General features: G+C 68.5%; 21 protein-coding genes and 1 pseudogene. 7 read left to right on the top strand and 15 right to left on the bottom strand.

Annotated features, from left to right (window positions below):
* Nucleotides 1-61: 61 nt before the first annotated feature.
* Nucleotides 62-436: a cupin domain-containing protein gene (locus tag IPN02_13065; protein ID MBK9297732.1), complete on the top strand. Its 375-nt coding sequence runs from the start codon at nucleotides 62-64 to the stop codon at nucleotides 434-436.
* Here IPN02_13065 and IPN02_13060 read toward each other — a convergent pair.
* From IPN02_13060 to IPN02_13025, 8 genes are all read right to left on the bottom strand, one after another.
* Nucleotides 412-1,125 (bottom strand): response regulator transcription factor, encoded by a 714-nt coding sequence (locus IPN02_13060; GenBank protein ID MBK9297731.1) that lies wholly within the window; start codon nucleotides 1,123-1,125, stop codon nucleotides 412-414. The two genes, IPN02_13065 and IPN02_13060, sit on opposite strands and share 25 nt — an antisense overlap.
* Nucleotides 1,122-2,267, bottom strand: a complete 1,146-nt coding sequence (locus tag IPN02_13055; GenBank protein MBK9297730.1) for a two-component sensor histidine kinase — start codon at nucleotides 2,265-2,267, stop codon at nucleotides 1,122-1,124. Before IPN02_13055 ends, IPN02_13060 begins: the two co-directional genes overlap by 4 nt.
* A 23-nt stretch (nucleotides 2,268-2,290) precedes the next feature.
* A complete protein-coding gene (gene phoU / locus IPN02_13050; GenBank protein ID MBK9297729.1) occupies nucleotides 2,291-3,067 on the bottom strand; it encodes a phosphate signaling complex protein PhoU in 777 nt (258 codons plus the stop codon).
* A 23-nt stretch (nucleotides 3,068-3,090) separates the two neighbouring features.
* On the bottom strand, nucleotides 3,091-3,888 hold the full coding sequence (gene pstB, locus IPN02_13045; GenBank protein MBK9297728.1) for a phosphate ABC transporter ATP-binding protein: 798 nt from the start codon (nucleotides 3,886-3,888) through the stop codon (nucleotides 3,091-3,093).
* 119 nt (nucleotides 3,889-4,007) lie between these two features.
* Nucleotides 4,008-4,988: a phosphate ABC transporter permease PstA gene (pstA, locus tag IPN02_13040; protein MBK9297727.1), complete on the bottom strand. Its 981-nt coding sequence runs from the start codon at nucleotides 4,986-4,988 to the stop codon at nucleotides 4,008-4,010.
* 13 nt (nucleotides 4,989-5,001) lie between these two features.
* Nucleotides 5,002-5,940 (bottom strand): phosphate ABC transporter permease subunit PstC, encoded by a 939-nt coding sequence (locus tag IPN02_13035; protein ID MBK9297726.1) that lies wholly within the window; start codon nucleotides 5,938-5,940, stop codon nucleotides 5,002-5,004.
* On the bottom strand, nucleotides 5,937-6,947 hold the full coding sequence (locus tag IPN02_13030) for a substrate-binding domain-containing protein (protein ID MBK9297725.1): 1,011 nt from the start codon (nucleotides 6,945-6,947) through the stop codon (nucleotides 5,937-5,939). The genes IPN02_13035 and IPN02_13030 overlap by 4 nt, the downstream gene beginning before the upstream one ends.
* An 841-nt stretch (nucleotides 6,948-7,788) precedes the next feature.
* Nucleotides 7,789-8,604 (bottom strand): hypothetical protein, encoded by an 816-nt coding sequence (locus tag IPN02_13025; protein ID MBK9297724.1) that lies wholly within the window; start codon nucleotides 8,602-8,604, stop codon nucleotides 7,789-7,791.
* 138 nt (nucleotides 8,605-8,742) lie between these two features.
* On the opposite strand from IPN02_13025, the gene IPN02_13020 reads away from it, so the two are divergent.
* Complete coding sequence (locus IPN02_13020) at nucleotides 8,743-9,216, top strand: PaaI family thioesterase (GenBank protein MBK9297723.1); 474 nt, start codon at nucleotides 8,743-8,745, stop codon at nucleotides 9,214-9,216.
* 11 nt (nucleotides 9,217-9,227) lie between these two features.
* Here the strand turns inward: IPN02_13020 and IPN02_13015 are convergent, their stop codons facing one another.
* Nucleotides 9,228-9,710, bottom strand: coding sequence for a hypothetical protein (locus tag IPN02_13015; protein ID MBK9297722.1), 483 nt, complete (start codon nucleotides 9,708-9,710; stop codon nucleotides 9,228-9,230).
* Between the two features lie 1,057 nt (nucleotides 9,711-10,767).
* Complete coding sequence (locus IPN02_13010) at nucleotides 10,768-13,443, bottom strand: glycoside hydrolase family 3 protein (protein ID MBK9297721.1); 2,676 nt, start codon at nucleotides 13,441-13,443, stop codon at nucleotides 10,768-10,770.
* 60 nt (nucleotides 13,444-13,503) lie between these two features.
* Here IPN02_13010 and IPN02_13005 point away from each other — a divergent pair, with 60 nt between their 5' ends.
* Nucleotides 13,504-14,349 carry an MOSC N-terminal beta barrel domain-containing protein gene (locus IPN02_13005; protein ID MBK9297720.1) on the top strand — a complete coding sequence of 282 codons (846 nt, stop codon included), beginning with the start codon at nucleotides 13,504-13,506 and terminating at the stop codon, nucleotides 14,347-14,349.
* Here the strand turns inward: IPN02_13005 and IPN02_13000 are convergent.
* Nucleotides 14,282-15,154 carry a fructosamine kinase family protein gene (locus IPN02_13000; protein MBK9297719.1) on the bottom strand — a complete coding sequence of 291 codons (873 nt, stop codon included), beginning with the start codon at nucleotides 15,152-15,154 and terminating at the stop codon, nucleotides 14,282-14,284. The two genes, IPN02_13005 and IPN02_13000, sit on opposite strands and share 68 nt — an antisense overlap.
* A gap of 55 nt (nucleotides 15,155-15,209) precedes the next feature.
* Between IPN02_13000 and IPN02_12995 the strand changes: the two genes are divergently transcribed.
* A complete protein-coding gene (locus tag IPN02_12995) occupies nucleotides 15,210-15,485 on the top strand; it encodes a DUF3039 domain-containing protein (protein MBK9297718.1) in 276 nt (91 codons plus the stop codon).
* Nucleotide 15,486: 1 nt separating this feature from the next.
* On the opposite strand, the pseudogene IPN02_12990 reads toward IPN02_12995, so the two are convergent.
* The 3 genes and pseudogenes from IPN02_12990 to IPN02_12980 form a co-directional block, all read right to left on the bottom strand.
* Nucleotides 15,487-18,062: pseudogene (locus tag IPN02_12990) on the bottom strand (sulfatase-like hydrolase/transferase).
* Nucleotides 18,055-18,525 carry an SRPBCC family protein gene (locus tag IPN02_12985; GenBank protein MBK9297717.1) on the bottom strand — a complete coding sequence of 157 codons (471 nt, stop codon included), beginning with the start codon at nucleotides 18,523-18,525 and terminating at the stop codon, nucleotides 18,055-18,057. The pseudogene IPN02_12990 and the gene IPN02_12985 overlap by 8 nt, the downstream one beginning before the upstream one ends.
* Complete coding sequence (locus IPN02_12980; protein ID MBK9297716.1) at nucleotides 18,522-19,454, bottom strand: haloalkane dehalogenase; 933 nt, start codon at nucleotides 19,452-19,454, stop codon at nucleotides 18,522-18,524. Before IPN02_12980 ends, IPN02_12985 begins: the two co-directional genes overlap by 4 nt.
* Before the next feature lie 100 nt (nucleotides 19,455-19,554).
* On the opposite strand from IPN02_12980, the gene IPN02_12975 reads away from it, so the two are divergent.
* Complete coding sequence (locus IPN02_12975) at nucleotides 19,555-20,181, top strand: TetR/AcrR family transcriptional regulator (GenBank protein ID MBK9297715.1); 627 nt, start codon at nucleotides 19,555-19,557, stop codon at nucleotides 20,179-20,181.
* Nucleotides 20,182-20,207: 26 nt separating this feature from the next.
* On the opposite strand, the gene IPN02_12970 is transcribed toward IPN02_12975, so the two are convergent.
* On the bottom strand, nucleotides 20,208-20,447 hold the full coding sequence (locus tag IPN02_12970) for an antitoxin (GenBank protein MBK9297714.1): 240 nt from the start codon (nucleotides 20,445-20,447) through the stop codon (nucleotides 20,208-20,210).
* Nucleotides 20,448-20,598: 151 nt separating this feature from the next.
* On the opposite strand from IPN02_12970, the gene IPN02_12965 reads away from it, so the two are divergent.
* A complete protein-coding gene (locus IPN02_12965; protein MBK9297713.1) occupies nucleotides 20,599-20,799 on the top strand; it encodes an AbrB/MazE/SpoVT family DNA-binding domain-containing protein in 201 nt (66 codons plus the stop codon).
* Complete coding sequence (locus IPN02_12960) at nucleotides 20,796-21,215, top strand: hypothetical protein (GenBank protein ID MBK9297712.1); 420 nt, start codon at nucleotides 20,796-20,798, stop codon at nucleotides 21,213-21,215. The genes IPN02_12965 and IPN02_12960 overlap by 4 nt, the downstream gene beginning before the upstream one ends.
* The last annotated feature ends 12 nt before the right edge of the window (nucleotides 21,216-21,227 follow it).

Here is a 21,227-nt window from a genome sequence, read left to right as displayed (position 1 = left end):
GGTTGGGATCATGACCCGATCACCGATCGTTCTGCCCCCCGGCGCCGGGCGCCGCTACGACATGGGTGGGATCGCCGCCACGTTCGTCGCCGACGGGGCAGAGACCAACGGCGCCTACTCGATCTCGACGTGGCGCCTCGATCCCCACACGACCGGCCCCGGCGCCCATCATCACCCCGAGGACGACGTCTTCCTCGTCACCGAGGGCACGATGAGCTTCTTGATCGACGACCGTTGGGACGACGCTCCGGTGGGCACGTTCGTGCTCGTGCCCGGCGGCACGACCCACGACTTCGAGAACCGCAGCGATGCGCCGGCCGCCGTGTTCACCATCGCTACGCCCGGCAACTTCGAGCGGTCGATGCCCGCCATCGTCGACTGGTTTCGTGACCATCCCCCAGGGGCGGCGCCTCAGCCGGACGGCACAAACTTGTAGCCCACCCCGCGCACGGTGATGATCCGTTCGGGAGCGGACGGTTCCGCCTCCACGCGGGAGCGCAGACGCTTGATGTGGACGTCGAGGGTTTTGGTGTCGCCCACGTAATCGCCGCCCCACACCCGGTCGATCAGCGTGGCCCTTGGCAGCACTCGTCCGGGGTTCTCCATCAGCACGGCGAGCAGCTCAAACTCCTTCAGCGGCAGGTTGACCAGCTCGCCCCGCACCGTCACCTCGTGACGGTCGAGGTCCACGATGACGTCGCCGCCGACCAGCAAGTCAACCTCCTCGTGGTCGGCCTCTCGGAGCCCGACGGCATCCAGCCCGCGACGACGCAGCACGGCACCGATGCGAGCCAACAGCTCGCGCATCGAATATGGCTTGGTGACGTAGTCGTCCGCACCGACCTCGAGGCCGACCACCGTGTCGATCTCGGAGCTCTTGGCGGTCACCATGATGATCGGCACGCTCGAGCGGGCCCGGAGCTCCCGGCACACATCCAGCCCAGACACGGTGGGCAACATCACGTCCAACAACACCAGATCGGGCTCGACCGACGGAAACATCTCCAGCGCCTCGGCGCCGGTGCGGGCCACCGCCACCTCGAAGCCCTCCCGTCCCAAGCCGACGGTGAGCGCATCGACGAAGGACTCCTCGTCCTCGACGACCAGGATCGTGCCCTTGCTCATCGTGGGGTCTCCCGGCCCGGCAACCTCATCAGGAAGGTGGTGCCGACGCCCTCGGTTGAACGAACGTCCACCGAGCCACCGTGATTCTGGGTGACGTGGCGGACGATCGCCAGGCCCAGGCCGGTTCCGCCCGTGTCGCGGCCGCGGGCGCGGTCCACCCGGTAGAACCGCTCAAAGATACGCTCGAGGTCGGCGCCGGGAATGCCGATGCCCGAGTCGGCCACCTCGACATCGATCAGGCCGCCACCGTCGCGCCGTAGCCCGATGCACACCGTGCCGCCGTCGGGCGAGTACTTCACTGCGTTGTCAACCAGGTTGTACAGCGCCGAACCAAGCTGACGGGCGTCGCCCCGTACGACCAGCCGGGTGCGCTCGTCCGGACCGCCAACCGAGATCCCTCGGTCGGCTGCGACCACCGCCACCCGAGCCAGCACCTCGTCGACCACCTCGTCGAGGGCGACGTCGGTGGAAACGGCCGGCAGCCCAAACTCGATCTGGGTCAGTTCAAGCAGGTCGTCCACCGACCTCGCCAGGCGTTGGGCCTCACCCTCGATCCGGGTGGCGAAGCGCTGCGCAGTCGCCGGGTCCGGCTCATCGGCGAGCATCTCGGCCAGCAGGGCAACCGCCCCAACAGGTGTCTTGAGCTCGTGGGAGATGTTGGCCACGAAGTCTCGACGTACCGCCTCGGTGCGGGCCACGTCGGAGTCGTCCTGCACCACGGCGACCGCGCCGCCACCGTCGAGGGGAATGGCGGTGACGACGTGGCGCTCCAATGGAGGTCCGACGAGCTCTTCAACGCGCCGCACCCGAACACCGCCGGCGGCCTCGGTCAGGGCAGCGCGCAGGCTGCGCCCCACGAGTGCCGACTCGATGCGAGGCTCCAAGAGCGAGGCACCCGCCGGGTTGCGGACCTGCACGGCGCCCGTGTCATCACAGATCACGGCCGCCACCGGTAGCGCATCGACCACCCGCTGCAGTTCGAAGGGCCCAGCGTCGACCTGTGCGTTCGACAACTCGACCTCGAGTTGTCGAACGCGCCGGTCTGCCAGCGTCAAAGTCCGGCGAGTGCGGCGCCACGCAACCGCCAGTGCCCCGGCACCGACGCCCAACAGCGCCACCAACACCATCGCGGCCGTGCTCACGCGTGAACGCTCAAGCTGGGGTGCTACCCGTCAGCTTCGCTGTTTTGGTTGGAGCTCGACCCTGCGGGCCCGTCGACGCCGGCAGCGGACGCCTCACTGCGTCGGGCAGCGCGCTCGGCACCCTTCTGCTCGGGCATCCAGCCGGTCACCATGTAGCGCACCCGCTCACCGATGTTGACCGCATGGTCACCGATGCGTTCGTAGTAACGCCCGATCAGGGCCAGCTGCACACCCTCCTGCAACGTCAAGCGCTCCTCGTCGTGGGCGGCAAAGATCTCAGCGATGTAGTCGCGGTGCAACGAGTCCAGCCGATCATCAAGATCATCCAGCGCCGCGGCCATCGGCGCATCGCCGTCGGCATAGGCCTGTATAGCCAACCGGTACAGCCGGGCCGCCTCCTCGCCCATCGAAGCGATCAGTCCCCGAAGACGTGGCGTGATCGTGATGCCGTAGATGCGTCGGGTGGCCTTGGCGATATTGACCGCCAAATCGCCCGACCGCTCGATCTCCGACACCATTCGGATAGCGGCCACGATCGCACGCATGTCGCCGGCCATCGGCTGTTGCAGCGCCAGCACCCGGTAGCACGACTCCTCAACCTCCACCATCAGCCCGTCGAGAATGTCGTCGTCGACGATGATCGCCTGGGCCTCGGCCAGATCGACCGCCAGCAACGTCTCCGTGGCCCTGGGAATGGTCTCGGTCACCAACGCCGCCATGGCGACGAGCTGATTGGTGATCTCATCCAGGTCGTCGTGGAAGGTTTTGCGGATGTCATGAGGGTCGACCACGTCGCTCATCATCGCACCTGTGTGTGGCTGACTCACCCGAACCGACCCGTGATGTAGTTCTCGGTGCGCTCATCGGACGGGTTGGAGAAGATCTTCTCCGTGTCGTCAAACTCCACCTGGATACCGGTTCGGCGGTCGGAGTCTTCGCTCACTTCGGTTGTAAAGAAGGCCGTTTTATCGCTCACCCGCGCCGCCTGCTGCATGTTGTGGGTGACGATCAGAATGGTGTACTCGTGCTGAAGTTCGCGCATCAGCTCCTCGATGCGGGCGGTGGCGATGGGGTCAAGCGCCGAACATGGTTCGTCCATCAGCACCACCTCAGGCTGGGATGCGATGGCCCTGGCGATGCACAAACGTTGTTGCTGGCCGCCGGACAGTCCCATCGCCGAGTCGCCCAGCCGATCCTTCACCTCGTCCCACAACGCCGCCTTGGTCAGGCTGGTCTGAACGATCTCTTCGAGGTCGGCCTTCTTGGCGCCACCCACCTTGGGGCCGTAGGCCACGTTGGCGTAGATCGACTTGGGGAAGGGGTTGGGCTTCTGGAACACCATGCCCACCCGACGCCGCACCTCCACCGGGTTAACCGCCGGGTCGTACAGGTCGACGCCCCGAAAATTGACGGAACCGGTCACCCGGGCACTGTCGATCAGGTCGTTCATGCGGTTGAAACAGCGCAGCACGGTACTTTTGCCGCAGCCGGAGGGACCAATGAACGCAGTGATCTCGCCGCTTCGAACGGTGAGGCCAACATCTCGCACAGCTTGGAACCCGCCGTAGTACACCGACAGGTCCGACACCTCGAACACGGGGGCGGTCACGAGGTCAGGCATGAGGTGCAGATCCTTATCGACGACGGCGGTGGCGTTGGCACCTCCGAGAAATCGACGGCCGGTGCGACCTGCGGACGAGGTCGGTGGGGTCGTGGCCGCCGGTCGTACGCTCTTGGAATTCATTGGCGCTTCCTCTCAAAGTAGTTGCGAGCAAAGATCGCACCGGCGTTGGCCACCAACAACACCGCCATCAGCACGAGGATCACGGCGGCCGTTACGGCGGGCCAACCTTGGGACTCGGGTTTCCTCAGGGTTCCGTAGATCACCATCGGCAGTGCTGTGAACTTGCCGGTGAGCTGATCGGGGACGGTGCCGTAGGTGGGCAACAATCCGGTGATGGCGCCCACCATGAGCAGTGGGGCGGCCTCACCGATGGCCCTGGCGAACGACAGCACCGTGCCGGTGAGAATGCCCGGCGCCGCATAGGGCAGCACGTGACTGCGGATGACCTCGGACCGGGTTGCCCCCACGCCGAATCCCGCCTCACGCAAGCTGCCCGGCACCGCCCGGATCGCCTCGGCCGAGGTGATGATGACGATGGGCAACACCAGGATGGCCATCGTCATCCCTGCGGCGATCAGCGTAGGACCGCCCGTGAACTGATACCACGCAGGGTTGGCCTTCCCGGCGCCGCCGAGGAGTTCCTTGAAGACGGCCAGCCCCAAGATGCCGTAGACGACCGACGGAACCCCGGCCAGGTTGCGGATGACCAGGTTCACCAGACGAGTGAACCTGGTGTCCCGTGCGTACTCCTCCAGATAGATCCCGGCGGCAAGCCCGATGGGGAAAGCCAAGACGGCCACGAACACGAGGATCCAGACCGTACCGATGATGCCTTGAGACACCCCGTAGGTGCCGGGCTGGCTCGACAACGTCCCACCGAGAAAGCCCATGAACCCTCGCTCGGCGAGGTAGGGCTGGGCCGCTATGACCACGTCGGCGAACAGCCACACGAGGAGGCCCATGACCACCAGGAGACATCCCGCCACCAAGCCCTTGAACACCAAGCCGGACACATCGATGCCGCCCCGGGTGATGGCCTGGCGCACCGCCTCGGCGGTGGCCTCGCGCTGGCGGCGGCGGGTGAATGCAATCGTCATGGCTACGTCCTTCTCAATAGCTCTGGCGGAAGCGGCGAACGAGCCGGTCGCCGATCAGGTTCAGCCCCAACGTGAACATGAACAGCACGAGGCCAACGACGTACAAGGAGTTGACCGGGTTGAGCGTCACGCCGCTGCTGACGGCCACCGAATCCGACCCGGCAGCGAGGTTTGCCATGGCCGACGTCATCGTGACGCCACCACCAGCCGACGCCGGACCAAACGCCCGGGCCGAACCGTTGGCACCGCCGGCCACCAGGGTGACCAACATGGTCTCGCCCAGCGCTCGGCTGGCGCCGACGATGAGGGCTGCGGTGATGCCGGAGACCGCCGCCGGCAGCACGACCCGCACGGTGGTGACAGCCTTGCGGGCACCCAGGCCCACGCTGGCCTCCCGAAGCGAGTTCGGCACGGCCGACAAGGCGTCCTCGGTGACCGAGGCAACGATGGGGATCGTCAGGATGCCCACGCCGATGCCCGCCGCGAACAGCGTGTACTTCGAGTCGAGCACGCCCTCCAGTGCGGTGGGGTAGATCACCTGAAGGATGAAGAACGCCACAACCACCGACGGCAACCCGGCGAGAATCTCCACCGACGGCTTCAACCACCGGCGTACCCGCTTCGAGGCGTACTCGGAGAGATAGACCGCCGCTCCCACCCCGACAGGCGTGGCGACCGCCAGAGCGATGCCGGTGACCCACAGCGATCCCAGCAGCAGCGTCACCAGGTCATACCGGTTGCTGCGGGGGAACCAGCCCAGGGAACTGACCAGCGATGACCACTCCACCTGGGTCAGAAACCCGGCCGATCGGATGACCAGCACGGCCAGGATGGCGACGCTGATCACGATGCTGAGGGACGCAGCTGAGCCGACGCCGGCCTTCACCAGCGATTCGATGCGGTTGCGCTGCTTCGAGCCGGCCAGATCGGCCAACGTCAGCCCCGAGCTCATGACTTGGCGGCCCCGGCCTTGGCCTGGGTCCAGGTGGTGCGGGTGGCCTCGAGGTCGGCGTCGGTCAGCGGTACGTACCCCACCTCGGGAACGGCGGCCATGCCCTCATCGGACAGGTAGAAGTCGACAAAGTCGGACAGTGCCGCATTGTCGGCCAGCTTCTCGTTGTTCACGTAGATGAACAGCGGCCGGGCCAGGGGGTAGGTGCCATCTGCGACGGTCTCAGCCGATGGGGCCACACAGCCCTCACCGCCATCGACCTCGATCTCCCGCACGCCGGTCGCCTCTTCGGCAAAGGCGAAGCCCACCCAACCGAAGCTGGAATCCACGGACTGAAGCCCGGAGATGATCTCGTTGTCGTTGGCCAGGCCTCCGTAGTCCGGACGGATCTGCGCGTCCTCGGGGACGCCTCGCTCATCGGCGATGTCCTTGATCGCCAGCTCATAGAAGGAGTCGTAGGTGCCCGACTCGGTGCCCGGGGCGAAGATCTCAAGCGGTGCATCGGGCAGCTTGGATGTGGCGCCCTTGGCGGTGGCCTCGGACCAGGTCTTCACGCCCTCGGACTCGGGACCCACCAAGCCGTAGAGGTCATCGAAGGTCAGGCACTGCACCGAGTCGTTGGACGCGTTGGTCAACACCGTGATCGCATCGTTGGCGATCCGCAGCTCGGTATAGGTCACGCCCGCCTGCTCGCAGGCGGCCTTTTCCTCGTCCTTGATGGCCCGAGAGGCATCCGAAATGTCGGTCTCGCCGGCGCAGAATTTCTTGAACCCGTCACCGGTTCCGGGGCCCTCAACGGAAGGCAACACGCCGCCGGAATCGGCGAAGAGCTCGCCGACTCGCACCGAGATGGGCTCGACGGTGGACGAGCCCGAGATGGCGATCTCGCCTTCGGCCGCTCCTTCGCCGGCGCCGCTGTTGCTCGATCCGCTGCAACCGCTGACGGCAAGGCCACCGGCCAGCGCAAGTGCTGCAAATCGAAAGGTTGGACGGGTTCGCTTCTTCACTCTCGTCTCCTCGGTGTCAGGTGGTGTTCCGCCAGATGTAGGACGGAATTCGTGGTGAGGAGACGAACGGTACGGAGGTGAGTTGACGCGCAGGTGCTGCCCAGGTGAACGCCAGCTGAACAGATGGCGAACCTTCGGGTGACAGCCTCAGCCCGGGTGGGTCAGGCCCCGGGTGGGTCACTGCCGATTGGTTCATCACTCCCCCACCTCGATTCACTGCCGGTTGGCGCTCATTCGAGTTGGCTGCCGTCGGGGCGGGTGGTGTGCCACGTGCCGGTCGGGTCCCGCTGGATCCGGAAGCCCTTCTGTTTCCAGCCGTTGTGTTTGCCGCACAGCGGAGCCGAGTTCGCCTGGTTGTGGTGGGCCGCCTTGTCCGTGTTCGTGGAGGTGGTCGATCTCGCAGCGGCTGGCGGGTGCGTGACAGCCCGGCCAGATGCAGTGGGTATGGCTGGCGGTGGCGGCGGTTCTTGCCGATCCAGGTGAACCGGCGTGCCCTCCCCAAATCGATGACGACGCCGGAGGCGTTGACGATCACCCGGCGGACTTTGTTGAGGAGGCTGTTGGCTGCTGCTTCGGTGGGGTCGACGTCGTGGCCGTCCTCGGTGCGACACATGAACGTGTCCGGGTCGAACCGTGGGGCACGGTCGTGGTCCATCGCTGCGAGCATTTCCTCATACGCCGCGGCTGACCAGTGGATGTTGTGCACCCAGCCGACGGGCACCGCGGAGCCGTCAGCAGCGGCGGCGTCGCGGAAGACTTTCGCACGAGCGCGTCGGCGCGGCGTTGGGCGTCGGTGCGGTCCAGGTCCTCCTTGGAGATCCCGCCGCGGGCCAGGCCCTCCTCACCCAAGGGCCACGGCGGCCTCCCAATCGGCCTTGAACTCGGCGTCGACATACCGGTCGAGGATCTCCCGCAGCTCGGCACCTTGCCCGGCGCCGAAGAACCCGGTCAGGTCCCACGACAGGTCCCACGGGTTCTGCACAAGGCGGGCGTCACGCTTGGAGTGGTTGCGTTCGTTTGGCGGGGTTGGGCCGTCCTCGTCGATCAGCCGGGCCCACCGGTGCACCTTGTGCCCAAACGCCTTCGCACTCATATTCTTGGCATCGGCGAGGAACTCGTCGTCGCGCTGGCGCAGCGCTGCCGCGACCCGCGGGTTCGCATCGACCCGGCCCAACGCCCGGACCGCGCACGTCGACACCTCACCGGCCTGCCACGCCGCGGTCACCTTCGGAACATCTCTAGCGAGCCTGGCGGTTTTGGCGCGGGCCAACGCCTCCGCCTCGGTCAACCGGGCGACGTGGCGGACCATGATCTTCGCCGACCCGTGACCGTCGGCTGTGTGCAACACCTTGACCCGGATCCGTTCCACCAACACCGACCGGGCCGCATCCACCCGCCGACCCAACCGCTCGATTTCTTCGATCCACACGACCGCATCTCGCGAATCGGCCGGGTCGACCCCAGCCGCAAACAACTCGTCGATCGCCAACTCAGCATCAGCCAACGCCCCAGCCGCAGCCGGATCGGCCACCCCCGAACCGGCCACCGAGCAGGCTGCCAACTCATCGCTTCGCAGTCGCCGGCGCAGGGCCGCCAACGCTCCACCCCCATCGCCCGGACCGGTCCCGGCCGGCTCGAAACCTGTGATCGAAGCCATGGAACCAGTCTGATCAACACCTGTGACAACCAAGCCGACAATCGGCGCAGCCCTCAGAAAATTCGAGAGAGATTTCGGGCTCTCGTGGCACCCCGAACCTCGGAGGCACGCTCGCGGCACGAGCGGTACCGTCTGCCCGTGACCTTCACCCCCATTCCCGACCCGTCCGATTTTGAGGAACTCCCGGCCGAGGCCACCGCCGCTTGGGCGAGGTTCCCGGGCCACACCGGGGGCGTCAACTTCGCCCAGCTGGTCGACCTGCGCCTGGAAGAGGTCCGGCGGGACTACAGCCGCATGCGGGTACCGTGGCGCGACGAGTTGCGCCAGCCGGCGGGCATGATGCACGGCGGAGCGCTGGCGACGCTCGTCGACACGGTGGTCGTGCCGGCCATCGCCAGCGCCTATGACCAGGTACCGGTGATGATGACCCTGAACCTCAACCTCTCCTACATGAGCGGTATCACCGAGAGCGACGCCATCGCCCACGGCTGGGTCACCCGGAGGGGACGGTCAATCGTGTTCTGCGAAGCGGTGGTGGTCGACGAGTCGGGCAACCCGGCGGTGCGCGGCGCGCTTACCTACAAGGTTTCAGCACCGCGCCCCACCGACTGATCCAGAGCCGATCAGGAACGAACGGCCGCAGCGTCGCTGACCGCCGGGGCCACCATCGGCCAGGGGCGCTCGCGCTCGACGGCGAGGGCGACGTCGAAGAGCAACGGGTCCTCGTGGTGCCGGGCGAGCACCTGCATACCCACCGGCAGGCCGCGCACGGTGCCGGCCGGTATGGACACCGCCGGGTTGCCGTAGATGTTGGAGATGATGGTGAGCGCCCCCATGTTGACCATCTCGGGGAACCTCTCGCTCACCTGATCCAACAGGGTGCTCGGCAGCTTCGGGGCGAAGGTCGAGGCCAGACGGGTGCCAAACAACGCAGCCCGGAACGCCCCCTTGGCCGCCGTGCTCGACTTGGCCTTCTCGATCAGATTGTTCTCGGTGCTGCTCATGGACGCCTCTGCCGCAAAGGCGGGGCCGGGGTTGGAGGCGGCGATGATCAGGTCGACCTGCTCGAAGGCCCGAGCCATCGCCTGGTTGGCCTCCACCCGCATCTGCTCGGCGACTGCGGCGGTGCGCAGGTTGTACATCGACTGGCTGAGGTACAGGCCAATCGCCACCTCGTCGGTGAGGTCCTTGGCGCACTTGGGCCACAGCGGCCCCAGCTCGGCGAGCAGGGTCGACAGGTTGCCCATCATCCATTGCGCGGCCAGGTTGGGCGGCCGGACATCGATGTCAACCTGCACCATGTTGTTGTCGGCGATCAGCGCTGCCGCCTCGTCGCGGATGCGCTGCTCCACACCATCCTCGAGCGTGATACCGCCCAGGTTTGGAACGACGGCCACCCGGAGGCCCGACAGGTCGTGGGTGCCCAGGTTGGCCTCCCAGTTACCCGGCGAGGGCAGGCTGGTCGGGTCGTAGGGATCGAGACCGGCGCACACGTCGTAGAAGCGGGCGGCGTCGCGCACCGAGCGGGACAGGTTGCCCGAGACCACCGTGTTGGGGCGGCTGAACGCGACGGGGCCGCGAGTGATGCGACCGAAGGTGCCCTTCATGCCCAGCAGCCCGGTGTAGCCGGCGGGGATGCGGATCGAGCCACCACCGTCACCGCCGGTGGCCAGGCTGACCAGGCCTCCGGCCACCGAGGCGGCCGCGCCGCCCGATGAGCCGCCCACGGTGCTGCCGTGTCGCCAGGGGTTGTGGGTGACACCGTTCAGCTTGGTGACGCTGACATTGAGGCCGCCGAACTCGCTGGCCGTGGTCATACCCATCGGCACCACCCCGCCACGTTCGAACAGCCGTAGGTTGGCGTTGCTGTTCTGGTCGGCGATCCGGTCGACGAAGACGAGCGACGCACCGGTGTCGGGCCAGCCCTTCACCTGCTCGAGCTCCTTGATGGCCGTGGGTACCCCGCCGAAGGGCAAGCTGACATCCGCCTCGCGGGCCGACTCACGTGCCCGCTCCGGGTCGACAAAGGAAAAGCTGTTCAGCTTCGACTCGCTGATCGCAGCCAGGGAGGCCTCGGTTTCCTCGAGCGGCGAGCGCTCACCGGCTCGGAAGGCGTCGACGAGTGAGCAGGCATCGCCCTGCCAGGGTGTGTCGGTCATGGCCCTATCCTCGCCGGTGATCGACCACCGGACCAAACGATTCCTTGTGGGACCGTGTCGCACGGTCGACGGCGTCAACCATCGCTGGTGTCTTCCGGCGACCGACGCGATTGGCCATGGCGACCAGCCCGTCGACCGTGCGCATTGACACCCGCCCCTGGCTCATCACCGCCAGGTTGCGCAGCGGCAGCTCGCCCAGCGCCCGGTCGACCATGACCGCCAGGCCCCCCTCGTCGCCGCCACCGGCCGTCCGGGCGACAACGGCCCGCACGAGCTTCAGCAGCGGTCTTCCCACCGCTGTGGTGGCCAGCTCCTCCAGGGTCGAGTTGCGGCTGAAGGGCCGGACGGGCAGCGGCGTGGGCACCGGGCGGCCGAGCAACGCCTCGACGGCCTCCTCACCCGGATCCCAGTCGTCGGGTCGGGGGTGGCGATAGGGCTCAAGCGCCGGGTCGGGCTGCGGGGCCCGCCATGGCGAGCTCACCTCGACCTCCAGGCGGGCGAGGGGGTTGCGCGATGAACGCCCGACCAACACCCCCCAGGTTCCGGAGGCCACCGCCCAGCCGCTGAGGGCCTCGTCCCAGTGGCACAGCGCCCGGGCGTGCACGTCGATCACCGCGTCGACCGTCGACTTCCCCTCGACGGCAACCTTGGCGAACCCAGCCAGTCGGCGCGGCGCTCCAACCGTGGCGCTCTCGGGAGCTTCGAGGTACACCTGGACCACCTCGGTGCCGGCACGCTTGGAGGCGTTGTCCAACCTGACCGTGACCCTGAACGCCACGGGCCCGGACCCGGGCGCCGGGACCTCGGCCGGACCCAGGACCGTGTGCGACACCGGTGTCGGCACCGCAGTGTCGTGTGCCCCGTCGGCGTCGGAGTCGCTTGCGTTGCGAGACGTTGCCAGCCCGAGCAGGGCCGCTGCGTCGACCCTCGTCGTATTCAGCTCCGGCTCACCCAGCGACAACTTTGCATAGCTCAACCCGTGCCCAAACCCGAACAGCGGCTGGGCCCCCGCCGCATCGAACCAGCGGTAGCCGATGTAGGGCCCCTCCCGGTACACCACCTGGTGGGGTTCGCCCGGGAACCAGTGGTCGCTGGCCACGTCGGCCGCCCGCACCGGAAAGCTCTCGGCCAGCCGGCCGCCCGGCTCGGCCGCGCCGACCAACACGTCGGCCAGTGCCCCGCCGGCCGCCTGGCCGCCGAGGTACGCGCACACGATCGCGCCCGGCTGGTCCACCCAGCCCATCGTCACCGGCGAGCCGGCGACGAGCACGACGGCGGTGCGGGGGTTGGCCGCGCACACCGCGTTCACCAGATCATTGTGCTCCTCGGGCAGGTGAAGGTGGACACGGTCGAAGCCCTCGGATTCGGCGGCGTCGGGGAGCCCGACGACCACGACGGCCACCTCGGCACGCCGGGAGACGGCGACCGCCTCGTCGATGCGCCGCACCGCCTCGCCCTCGCGATCGTCGCGCCCCGACAGCATGTAGCCGGGCGCGTACTGCACCCGGCCGCCGGCTGGTTCCACCTGCAGGCGAAGCTCATCGAGCAGAGCGTCGCGTCGGGTGGCCTTCACCTGCGAGCTACCCCCGCCCTGGAAGCGAGGCCGAACCGCAAACTCCCCGATGAGGGCAACGTGGGTCGAGGGCTTCAGCGGCAGCAGCCCATCGTTGGCCAACAGCACCGTCCCGGCCGCTGCGGCGGTGCGTGCCAGCCGATGGTGCTCATCGTGCAGCGTCGCCAGTGGAACCCCGTCGGGGGTGTCCTCCCGGGCGCTCCGCTGCACGTGGTTGCGTTCCATCAGTGTCAACACCCGCTGGGCGCACCGCTCCACCTTGGCTCTCGGCAGCGACCCATCATCCATCGCCAAGCACAAGGCGGCATCGTGCGTGCCGTGTCCCCCCGGCATCTCCAGGTCCTGACCGGCGCGGATGCCGGCAACCCGGTCGGCGTTGGCGCCCCAATCGGTCACGACCAGCCCCTCGAAGCCCCACTCGGTGCGCAAGACGTCGGTGAGCAGCCACGGGTCCTCCGAGCAGTACACGCCGTTGAGCCGGTTGTAGGCCGACATGATCGTCGCCGGCTGGCTGCGTCGCACGGCGGCCTCGAACGCGCTCAGATACAGCTCGCGCAGCGTCGCCGGGTCGACGATCGCATCGACCACCATGCGGTTGGCCTCTTGGTTGTTGACCGCAAAGTGCTTCAGCGAGGTGCCCACCCCCTCGCCCTGCACGCCGTCGATCCAGGCGACCGCCAGCTCGCCGGCGAGCAGCGGATCCTCGGAGAGGTACTCGAAGTTGCGGCCGGCGGCAGGGTGGCGCTTCAGGTTGACCGCCGGGCCGAGCACCACTCCGACGCCTTCTGCCACCGCCTCGCGTCCGATCGCCCGCCCCACCTCCGCCACCAGCTCCGGGTCCCAGGTGGCGGCCAGGGCGCTGCCGGTCGGGAAACAGGTGGCCGGTTCGCTGGCCTGCAGGTCGGCCAGCGAGGCGCTGTTCACCTTGCGCAGCCCGTGGGGACCGTCGGCCATCATCACCGCATCGAGACCCAGATCGGGCGCCGCTTCGGTGTGCCAGTCGTCGGCGCCGGACACCATCGCCACCAGCACCTCGTCGCTCAGCGCTCGCAGCGCCCGCTCCTCCCGGGAGATGACGGGTGAGAGCTGGGCGGGTTGCTTGGCCATGGTGGGAGGCTAGGGCGGCGTCCGGCGCAGGGTCGGCCAAACGTCGACCAGACTGAACGCATGCAGATCGCTGAGCTGTGGCGCTATCCGATCAAGTCGCTGGGCGGTGAACGCCTGGAGGCATCCGAGGTGACCGAGCTGGGGTTGGTCGGTGACCGCGGCTGGGGCATCGAGGACGTCGCCACCGGCAACATTCTCACCGGGCGACGGGAGGCGGCGCTGTTGCTGGCGGAGGGACGTCTGGCCGACGACGGAACGGCCGAGGTGCACCTGGACGGCCGGGTGCTCCGGACCGACGACGAGCTGTCCGACTGGCTGGGGCGGCCGGTTCGCCTGCGGGCCGCCGATGCCGGCTCGGGCGGCACCTTCGAGGCGCCGCTCGACGACCTGGACGAGGAGCACTCCGGCTGGAAGAGCTGGACCGGCCCCGCCGGCGCGTACCATGACAGCAAACGAACCCGGGTCTCGCTGATCAGCACCACCACCCTTGCCGGCCAGGACCCGCGCCGGTTTCGGGCCAACGTGGTGCTCGGTCATGACGATCCTGCCGGGGTGACCGAGAGCGTGGAGGACGGCTGGGTGGGCCAAACGCTCGTGCTCGGCGACGTGACGCTGGACGTTCGCAAGCACATCGGTCGGTGCGTCATGGTGACGCGCCCCCAGCCGGGTCTGGGCCGCGACCTGAACGTGTTGAAGCGCATCAACGCCGAGCGAGCCGGGCTGGCGGCGATCGGCGCGCTGGTCACCCAACCCGGGCGGATCACTGTCGGCGACGTGGTGACCCCGAGGACCGACTCGGCTGTGGCCCACCTGGTGCGCCCGGTCGTGTCGAGGACGGTCAGCCAAGCCGCCCGGCAGCTGCCAAAGCTCGATCGACTGCGCCGACATAGGCCCCGCCAAACTTGATGGCGTGGGTGATCAGCGGCGCCAGCTGGTGCAGCGGCACGCGGGCCTGCCAGCCGTCGGCCAGCGGGGCGACGTCGTCGTAGGCGGCCCAGCACTCCGGTCCGAAGCCGCCGAACAGGTCCATCATCGCCAGGTCGAACTCCCGGTGACCGCCGAAGGCCGCCGGGTCGATGAGCCAGCTGTGCCCATCGAGGTCGACCAGGCGGTTGCCCGCCCACAGGTCGCCGTGCAGGCGGGCGGGCGCCTCGGCGGGCACGCCCAGCTCGTTCAGCCGACCGGCCATCGCCTCGATGGCGGCGATCGTCGCGTCGGACAGCGCCGACGCCTCGGCGGCCAGGCGGGCCAGCGGCAACAGGCGGTTGGTGGCGAAGAACTCGGCCCACGAGTCGGCCGGTTCGTTGGGCAGCGACCGGCTGGTCGTCGCCGCCCGGTCGACCCGCCCGAAGTAGGGCGCACCGGCAGCGTGCAGGGCGGCCAACTCGGCGCCAAACGCCGCTTCGGACGCGACATCGGCGGAGCGTCGCCCCTCAGGGATCCATTCGAGCACCAGCGAGGCGTCGTCCACGGCCAACACGCTTGGTACCCGCACCGCTCCGCTCTCGCCCAGCCAGGCGAGCGACGCGGCTTCGGTGGCGAAGAACCCGGGCGGCGGGTTGCGGTGGGTCTTGGCAAAAACCATCCGGCCGTCCTCCAGGCCCATTCGGTACGCCTCGCTGACGTCACCGCCGCCGAGCACGGCCGCCTCGACCACCCTGGCGCCGAGCGCCGCCCCAACCCGCTGCTCCAACGAGCGACGTACATCCACCCCACCATCCTGGCGGGCGCGCAACCGTCACACCGACTGGGTATCGTGGAGACCGATGCAACCGCAGGCCTCAGATCCGTCCACACCCGTCCTCGAACCGCTCGAGACCGAGGCACCGCGCACCGACGTGGTGCCGTCGACCGACGACGGCGACCACGATCGCTATGCCCACATCGTTGCCAAGGCCGATGCCAGCCGGGCGTACGTCACCGGCGAGCCGATCACGGCGCTGTGCGGCAAGAAGTGGACCCCCAGCCGGGACCCCGACCGCTACCCGGTCTGTCCCAGCTGCAAGGAGATGCTGGCCAAGCTGCGCGACGAGGCCTCCTAGGTCAGTCGCCCCTGGCGGCCAGCAACTGCATCATCTCCCGGGCGACCATCGGCCCGGCGTTCTGGTTCTGGCCGGTCACCAGGTTGCCGTCGACCACCCAGTGGTTGGCGAGCGGATCGCGGAACCTGGTCTCGGACTCGAAGCGGGCACCCATGCGCCTCAGCTCGGTCTCGGGGTGGTGCGGCGTCGACTCGATGCCCAGCTCCGACACTTGCTTGTCGGTGACCGCCGACACCTTGCGCCCGGCCACCAACGGGGTGCCGTCGGCAGCCTTGGCACCGATCAACCCCAGCGGACCGTGGCAGACGCCGCCGATCACCTTGCCCAGGTCGTTCGCCCTGGTCATCGCCTCGGCGAGGGGCTCGGAGAATCCAAAGTCGAACGCCGCGCCCCAGCCCCCGGCCAAAAGCACCAGGTCGTAGTCGCCCACGTCGAGCCCGCCGATCGCCAGCGAGTCGGTCACCTTGTCCCGCAGCTGGTCGTCGGCGAGGAAGCGGTCGTCGCTCGCGCTGCGGATTATGGGCTTGAGCGACATCGGGTCCACCGGGATGAGCCCGCCTTGGGGCTGGCCAGGTCGACGTCCATGCCGGCGTCGAGAAAGGCGTAGTAGGGCACGGTCATCTCGCTGGCGAACACGCCGGTGGGCTTGCCGATATCCAGCCAGCCGTGGTTGGTGCACACGATCAGCGCCCGACGGCCCACCAGGTTGAGCTCGGGTGAGGGGTCGGTGTCCTCGGGGTGCATCCCGAGGCGCTGCGCCAACCGGCGCAGCAGGCGGGCGGGCGGCGGTGGCTGACGTGCATCGGGCACCCTCGGCTGACGCGCGGCGTAGGGCCACGGCTGGTTGCGCTCGGGCACCGACGCCGCACGCTGCTCCTTGAGCACCATTCGCAGGTGGGTGAACACCGCCGACGGATCGCTGCGATCGGGCGCCAGGTTGGCCGCCTCGATCGGGTCGGCGGTCAGGTCGTACAGCTCCCACTGATCGTCGAGCGGTTCGGTGCGGTACTGGGGTCCGCCGGCACCATCGGCCGCCAGGTGGCGCACGCCCGGCTCGGTCCAGGTGGCCGGATCGTCGAAGGTGCGCACCAGCTTCCACAGGTGGCCCCGCCCCCCGGAGGCATCGACGTTGGCGACCCGGGCGACGACGCCCTCGAAGTTGGCGGCGACGTGGGCGGGCACGTTGATGCGCAGCGGCTCCGGCACGGTCGTGCGCTTCAGGCGACGGGCGGCGCCGGACAGGCCGGTATCCCCCTCAAGCACGTTGTCGCGGGTCATCAGGTAGACGCTGCGGTTGGGGTCGGGCTCGTCGGCGCCGTCGACCACACCGAGCAGGCTGCGGCCCGGCAGCGGGTGAACCTCGGAGAAGTCGGCCGCCAGCTGCGTGGCCGTCGCCGCCTGATCGATGCCCGCCACCTCCAACAGCGTGGGGACGAGGTCGACGTGCGAGGTGCACATGTCGTCGACCGTCCGGCCGGTCGTGGCACCCTCGCCGACGCGAGCGATCGCCATCGGTACCCGGGTGGCCTCGTCGTACAGGTTGAACCACTTCTGGTGCAGCCCACCATGCGCGCCGAGCAGGTCGCCGTGATCGGACGTGCGCACCAGCACCGCCTCGCCGGTAACCGTGCGCCGCACCCGATCGATCGGATCATCCACCTCGGCGTGCGGGCGGTAGTACAGGTCGCGGTACTGCTGGGCGTTGGCGCTGTAGGCGCGCTCGACGATCGCCGGCGGGCCGTAGCCGGTCGGGTAGGCGGCCCGGTAGGCGATCTGGGCGGCCGGCTTGGTCGACAGGTCCTCGTCGGCGGTGGGCGGCGGCGGAACGGCCGGCGGGTCGAGCGGCGACTCCTCGATCGGGTTGCGCCGCTGCCAGGCCGGAAACAGCACGATGTCGTGCGGGTTGACGAAGCTGGCCACCAGCAGAAACGGCCGCTGCGCAGCCTCATCCCCGGCGGCCCGCCGGGTGTAGCGGTCCTCCAACCACGCCACCACCCGGTCGGCGATCAGCGGGTCGCGCCGGATGCCGGCGTTGGCCAGCGGGGCGCCGTGGGGCTCGGGCCCCACCCAGCCGGAGAACCCGAACGGGTCGAGGGGGTCGGCGTCGAGGTAGGCCTGCACCGCCGCCTGATCAACGTTGCCGTCGGCGTCGTTGGTGGCCAGCGGTTCGCCGGTCTCCGGGTCGATCAGGTCGGCGTGGCTGATGTGCCACTTGCCGTCGTAGTGGGTGTCGTAGCCGGCGGCCCGAAACCAGTTGCCCAGCGTGGGCACCTCGCCTTCTCGCAGCCAACGCAGGCGGGAGTCGTCGGCCGACTTGCCCAGCCCGTCGGTCTGGGTCACCCCGTGCACGTCGGGGTACTGCCCGGTGAACAGTGTCGGACGGCTGGGCACGCAAGCGAGCGAACCGGTGTAGTGCCGGGCGAAGGTAACGGCGTTGTCATCGAACCAACGTCGCCCGGCGAGCGTGTCGCGCCGCCAGGTGAGCAGCTCGTCGCTCTCGTACGGCGGAATGGCCCGCTCCTCGTCGGTCATGATCACGATCACGTCCGGGCGGGTCGTCGCTGTGGTCTCAGGCATGGGACGGCTCCTTCATCGCAGCGGCCAGGCCGGCCAGCATCGTCTCGGAATCGGTTGCCAGGCGGCGACCAAGCAGCTTGGCGACCAGCAGTTGGGGCGGGCGTGACCCGCAGTCGACCGTGGTCGTCACGGTGACGACGGTGTACTGAACCTCACCGGCGTGGGGAGCGGTCAACGACCATTCGTTCTGCACCCGTTTCACCACCGGCGGAAGCCCCTCGATCCCGTAGGCCAGGCGGTGGGGCGCGTCCCACACCGTCACGGTCTCGATCAGCGCTCGGCGCCCCACCTGGACCCGGCGGGCCGCGCCCACTCCGGTCGCCGGGCTGCCGACGCTACGACGGAGCAGACAGGAGTGGTCGACGTTGTCCGCCCACGCGGAAATGGCGGCAAAGTCGGCGAGTCGCTCCCACACCTGGCCGATGGGGTGATCGATCGTCAGGCTGCGCTCCGTGCTGCTCACTGCGGCGTGTCCACCGGGTTGTCGGCGATGAATCGGTCGATCACCGATGCCAGCTGTGGGCCCCGGTCCTCCTGGAGGAAGTGGCCGCCGCCCTTGATGACGCTGTGTTGCTGGCCCTGCGCTCCGGGCACCTTCGACTCGAACGGCGCTGCGCCACCGGCGGTGATCGGGTCGCCGTCGCTGAAGGCGGTCAGCAGGGGGCGCTCGAAGCTGCCGAGCACCTCCCAGGCGGCGATGTTGGCGGCGCTGGCCGGGTCCGCGGTGCTGGTCGGGACCAGCGCCGGCATGACGCGTGGACCGGCCTTGAACGCGTCGTCGGGGAACGGCGCGTCATAGGCGGCGACCACGTCGGCGCTCAGCTCGGTCGTGCAACCCGCCCCGATGATCGCCCCGACCGGGAAGTCGTCGGCGCTCTGGCTGAAGCTCTGCCAGGCCAGGAAGGCCTCGCTGGGTGCTCCGTGGCCGGTCGGCAGCCCGGTGTTGCCGACGACCACGCGGTCGAAGCGGTCCGGCTCGGCGGCGACCAGCCTCAGCCCGATCAGCCCGCCCCAGTCCTGGCAGAACAGGGTGATGTGGCGCAGGTCGAGGTGGTCGAACACCAGGCCCGTCATCCACTCCACGTGGCGGGCGTAGCTGTGGTCGCCCTGCTCGGTGGGCTTGTCGCTGCGCCCGAAGCCGACCAGGTCGGGGGCGATCACCCGGTGCCCGGCGTCGACCAGCGGGCCGATCATGTGGCGGTACAGGTAGCTCCACGTCGGCTCGCCGTGCATCAACACGATGGGGTCGGCGTCGGCCGGACCCTCGTCCAGGTAGTGGACCCGCAGGGTGGCCCCATCGGTTCCGTCCGCCGACACCTCGGCGTAGTTGGGTGCATACGGAAAGCCGGGCAGATCGTCGAAACGATCGTCCGGCGTGCGGATGGTCTTCATCGGTTCCCCTCGCAGCTGTTCAGCGATAGTGAGAGTAACACTGTCATTAGATATGAGGAGTCGGGATCGCAGAAGTTCTCGGTCCGTCTACGGTGGGACGATGGCGAACGTGTCCCCCGAGGTCGAGCCAGGTGCCGCTGCCGTGCCGATCGATGGCCGGCGGGCCCGGCGCGAGCGGGGTCGGGCCGCCGTGGTCGATGCGCTGTTCGAGCTGCTTCAGGAGCGTCACACCCTGCCCGGCGTCGAGGCGATCGCCGAGCGGGCCGGGGTCTCGGTGTCGTCGGTGTTCCGATACTTCGATGGGCTGGACGACCTCCGGGAGCACACGATCGAGCGCTACTTCGAGCGGTTCGCGCCCCTCTTCGAGGTTCCCCAGCTGGGCGAGGGTCCGCTCCGCCAGCGGATCGCCCGGCTGGTCGAGGCCCGGCTCGACCTGTACGACGCCATCGCCCCCATGGCCCACATCGCCCGGCTGCGGGCGCTCGAGATGCCCCGCTTCGCCACGACGGTGGCCGAAACCCGGGCCGGTTCGGCCGCTCAGATCCGCACCCACTTCGCCGAGGAACTCGCCGGGCTGACCCCTGACCGGGCCGACGACCTGGCCGCCATCGTCGACTCGCTCACCTCGATCGAGTCGTGGGAACTCCAGAGCGAAACCCACCAGCGGTCACGACAACAGATCCGACGGTCCTGGACCGACGCCCTCACCGCCCTGCTGAGTGCGTAGCGAACCTGGCAAGGGCTCGCCCGATCTCAGCCCATGGGCCAAGTTCGCTCTTCGTCCTCCAGGTCGACGGCAACCCGAAGCGCCCTATCGAGGTTGACCCGGGGCTCGCCCATCGCAGCCGTCTCCGTGGAAAATGGCTGAGCCGAGACGGCCATTCCGCTCCGCAAGGCGTCGTTCAGCGCCTCGTCGAACGTCACGCCCCGCTCTCGCATGCGTCGGCGCACCAACTGCTCGGCATCGGGATCCAGCATCACCCGTCTCTGCATGAAGGCTCCAAGCGCATCATCGGTCGATTACATCATGCCGCAGGACGGCGCCTCATGGCCTACAAAGCGCGTCACCAACTCACCTTGTGAGCCGGAGTAGCTTGACGCTATGGGCAGCTCCGGAGAACTCAAGGTATCGACCAGAGGCCAAATGAGCCTTCCAGTCGAGGCTCGACGTCGATGGGGTCTCAACGAGGGTGGAAGCGTCGGTTTCCTCGACGTCGGCGATGCGGTGGTGTTGGTCCCGGGAGGCATCCACCTACTGCGCGATCAGGCGCTCGACGCCGTCGCCGCCACGGACTGGGAGTCGGCCCAAGACGGGTTTGGAGACGCTGAGTTGGCGACCGAATGACCCAACTCGTCGATGATCAGCTGCTCAGCCTCTACCTCCGAACGGGCGAGAGTCTCGGCAGCGGCCAGCTGTACACATCGGGCTGCTGGTACGTCCGCCTCTGCCAGGCTGTTCTCAGCGCAACCGAGCGCGACGGCACGCTGTCCGCACCGTTCCGGGCGCTTCCTCCGGAAGCACATGAGCGTGCTGTGGCGGCCCTCTTGGAACTGCCGGACGAGGTCGGCCTAGTCAGCCTCCGAACCCTGGCTCCACGGATCGGCCAGCTCCGTCGGCGGCATCAACTCAATCTGCTCGGTAGCGAAGCCCTGGCGGCGGCCGTCCACCTCAAGGCCGATGTGTATCTCTCGGTGTCATCGCCACGGCTTGAGGATGCCCTGAGGGCCGAAGGTCGCACGGTTCGCGTGACGGAGGGATAGACCACCGGCACG

The sequence above is a fragment of the Candidatus Microthrix subdominans genome (genome assembly GCA_016719385.1).
Lineage (GTDB): Bacteria > Actinomycetota > Acidimicrobiia > Acidimicrobiales > Microtrichaceae > Microthrix > Microthrix subdominans.
Note: the sequence above shows the minus strand (reverse complement) of the source record. Positions and strands in the feature narration are given on the sequence as shown.

Excerpts from the sequence above, each read along its gene's own strand:
- IPN02_13065 (MBK9297732.1), top strand. The coding sequence starts at position 62 with ATGGGTGGGATCGCCGCCACGTTCGTCGCCGACGGGGCAGAGACCAAC.
- IPN02_13060 (MBK9297731.1), bottom strand. The coding sequence starts at position 1,125 with ATGAGCAAGGGCACGATCCTGGTCGTCGAGGACGAGGAGTCCTTCGTC.
- phoU (MBK9297729.1), bottom strand. The coding sequence starts at position 3,067 with ATGAGCGACGTGGTCGACCCTCATGACATCCGCAAAACCTTCCACGAC.
- pstB (MBK9297728.1), bottom strand. The coding sequence starts at position 3,888 with ATGCCTGACCTCGTGACCGCCCCCGTGTTCGAGGTGTCGGACCTGTCG.
- pstA (MBK9297727.1), bottom strand. The coding sequence starts at position 4,988 with ATGACGATTGCATTCACCCGCCGCCGCCAGCGCGAGGCCACCGCCGAG.
- IPN02_13035 (MBK9297726.1), bottom strand. The coding sequence starts at position 5,940 with ATGAGCTCGGGGCTGACGTTGGCCGATCTGGCCGGCTCGAAGCAGCGC.
- IPN02_13025 (MBK9297724.1), bottom strand. The coding sequence starts at position 8,604 with ATGGCTTCGATCACAGGTTTCGAGCCGGCCGGGACCGGTCCGGGCGAT.
- IPN02_13015 (MBK9297722.1), bottom strand. The coding sequence starts at position 9,710 with ATGCGGGTGGAGGCCAACCAGGCGATGGCTCGGGCCTTCGAGCAGGTC.
- IPN02_13010 (MBK9297721.1), bottom strand. The coding sequence starts at position 13,443 with ATGGCCAAGCAACCCGCCCAGCTCTCACCCGTCATCTCCCGGGAGGAG.
- IPN02_13005 (MBK9297720.1), top strand. The coding sequence starts at position 13,504 with ATGCAGATCGCTGAGCTGTGGCGCTATCCGATCAAGTCGCTGGGCGGT.
- IPN02_12995 (MBK9297718.1), top strand. The coding sequence starts at position 15,210 with ATGCAACCGCAGGCCTCAGATCCGTCCACACCCGTCCTCGAACCGCTC.
- IPN02_12980 (MBK9297716.1), bottom strand. The coding sequence starts at position 19,454 with ATGAAGACCATCCGCACGCCGGACGATCGTTTCGACGATCTGCCCGGC.
- IPN02_12975 (MBK9297715.1), top strand. The coding sequence starts at position 19,555 with ATGGCGAACGTGTCCCCCGAGGTCGAGCCAGGTGCCGCTGCCGTGCCG.
- IPN02_12970 (MBK9297714.1), bottom strand. The coding sequence starts at position 20,447 with ATGCAGAGACGGGTGATGCTGGATCCCGATGCCGAGCAGTTGGTGCGC.
- IPN02_12965 (MBK9297713.1), top strand. The coding sequence starts at position 20,599 with ATGAGCCTTCCAGTCGAGGCTCGACGTCGATGGGGTCTCAACGAGGGT.
- IPN02_12960 (MBK9297712.1), top strand. The coding sequence starts at position 20,796 with ATGACCCAACTCGTCGATGATCAGCTGCTCAGCCTCTACCTCCGAACG.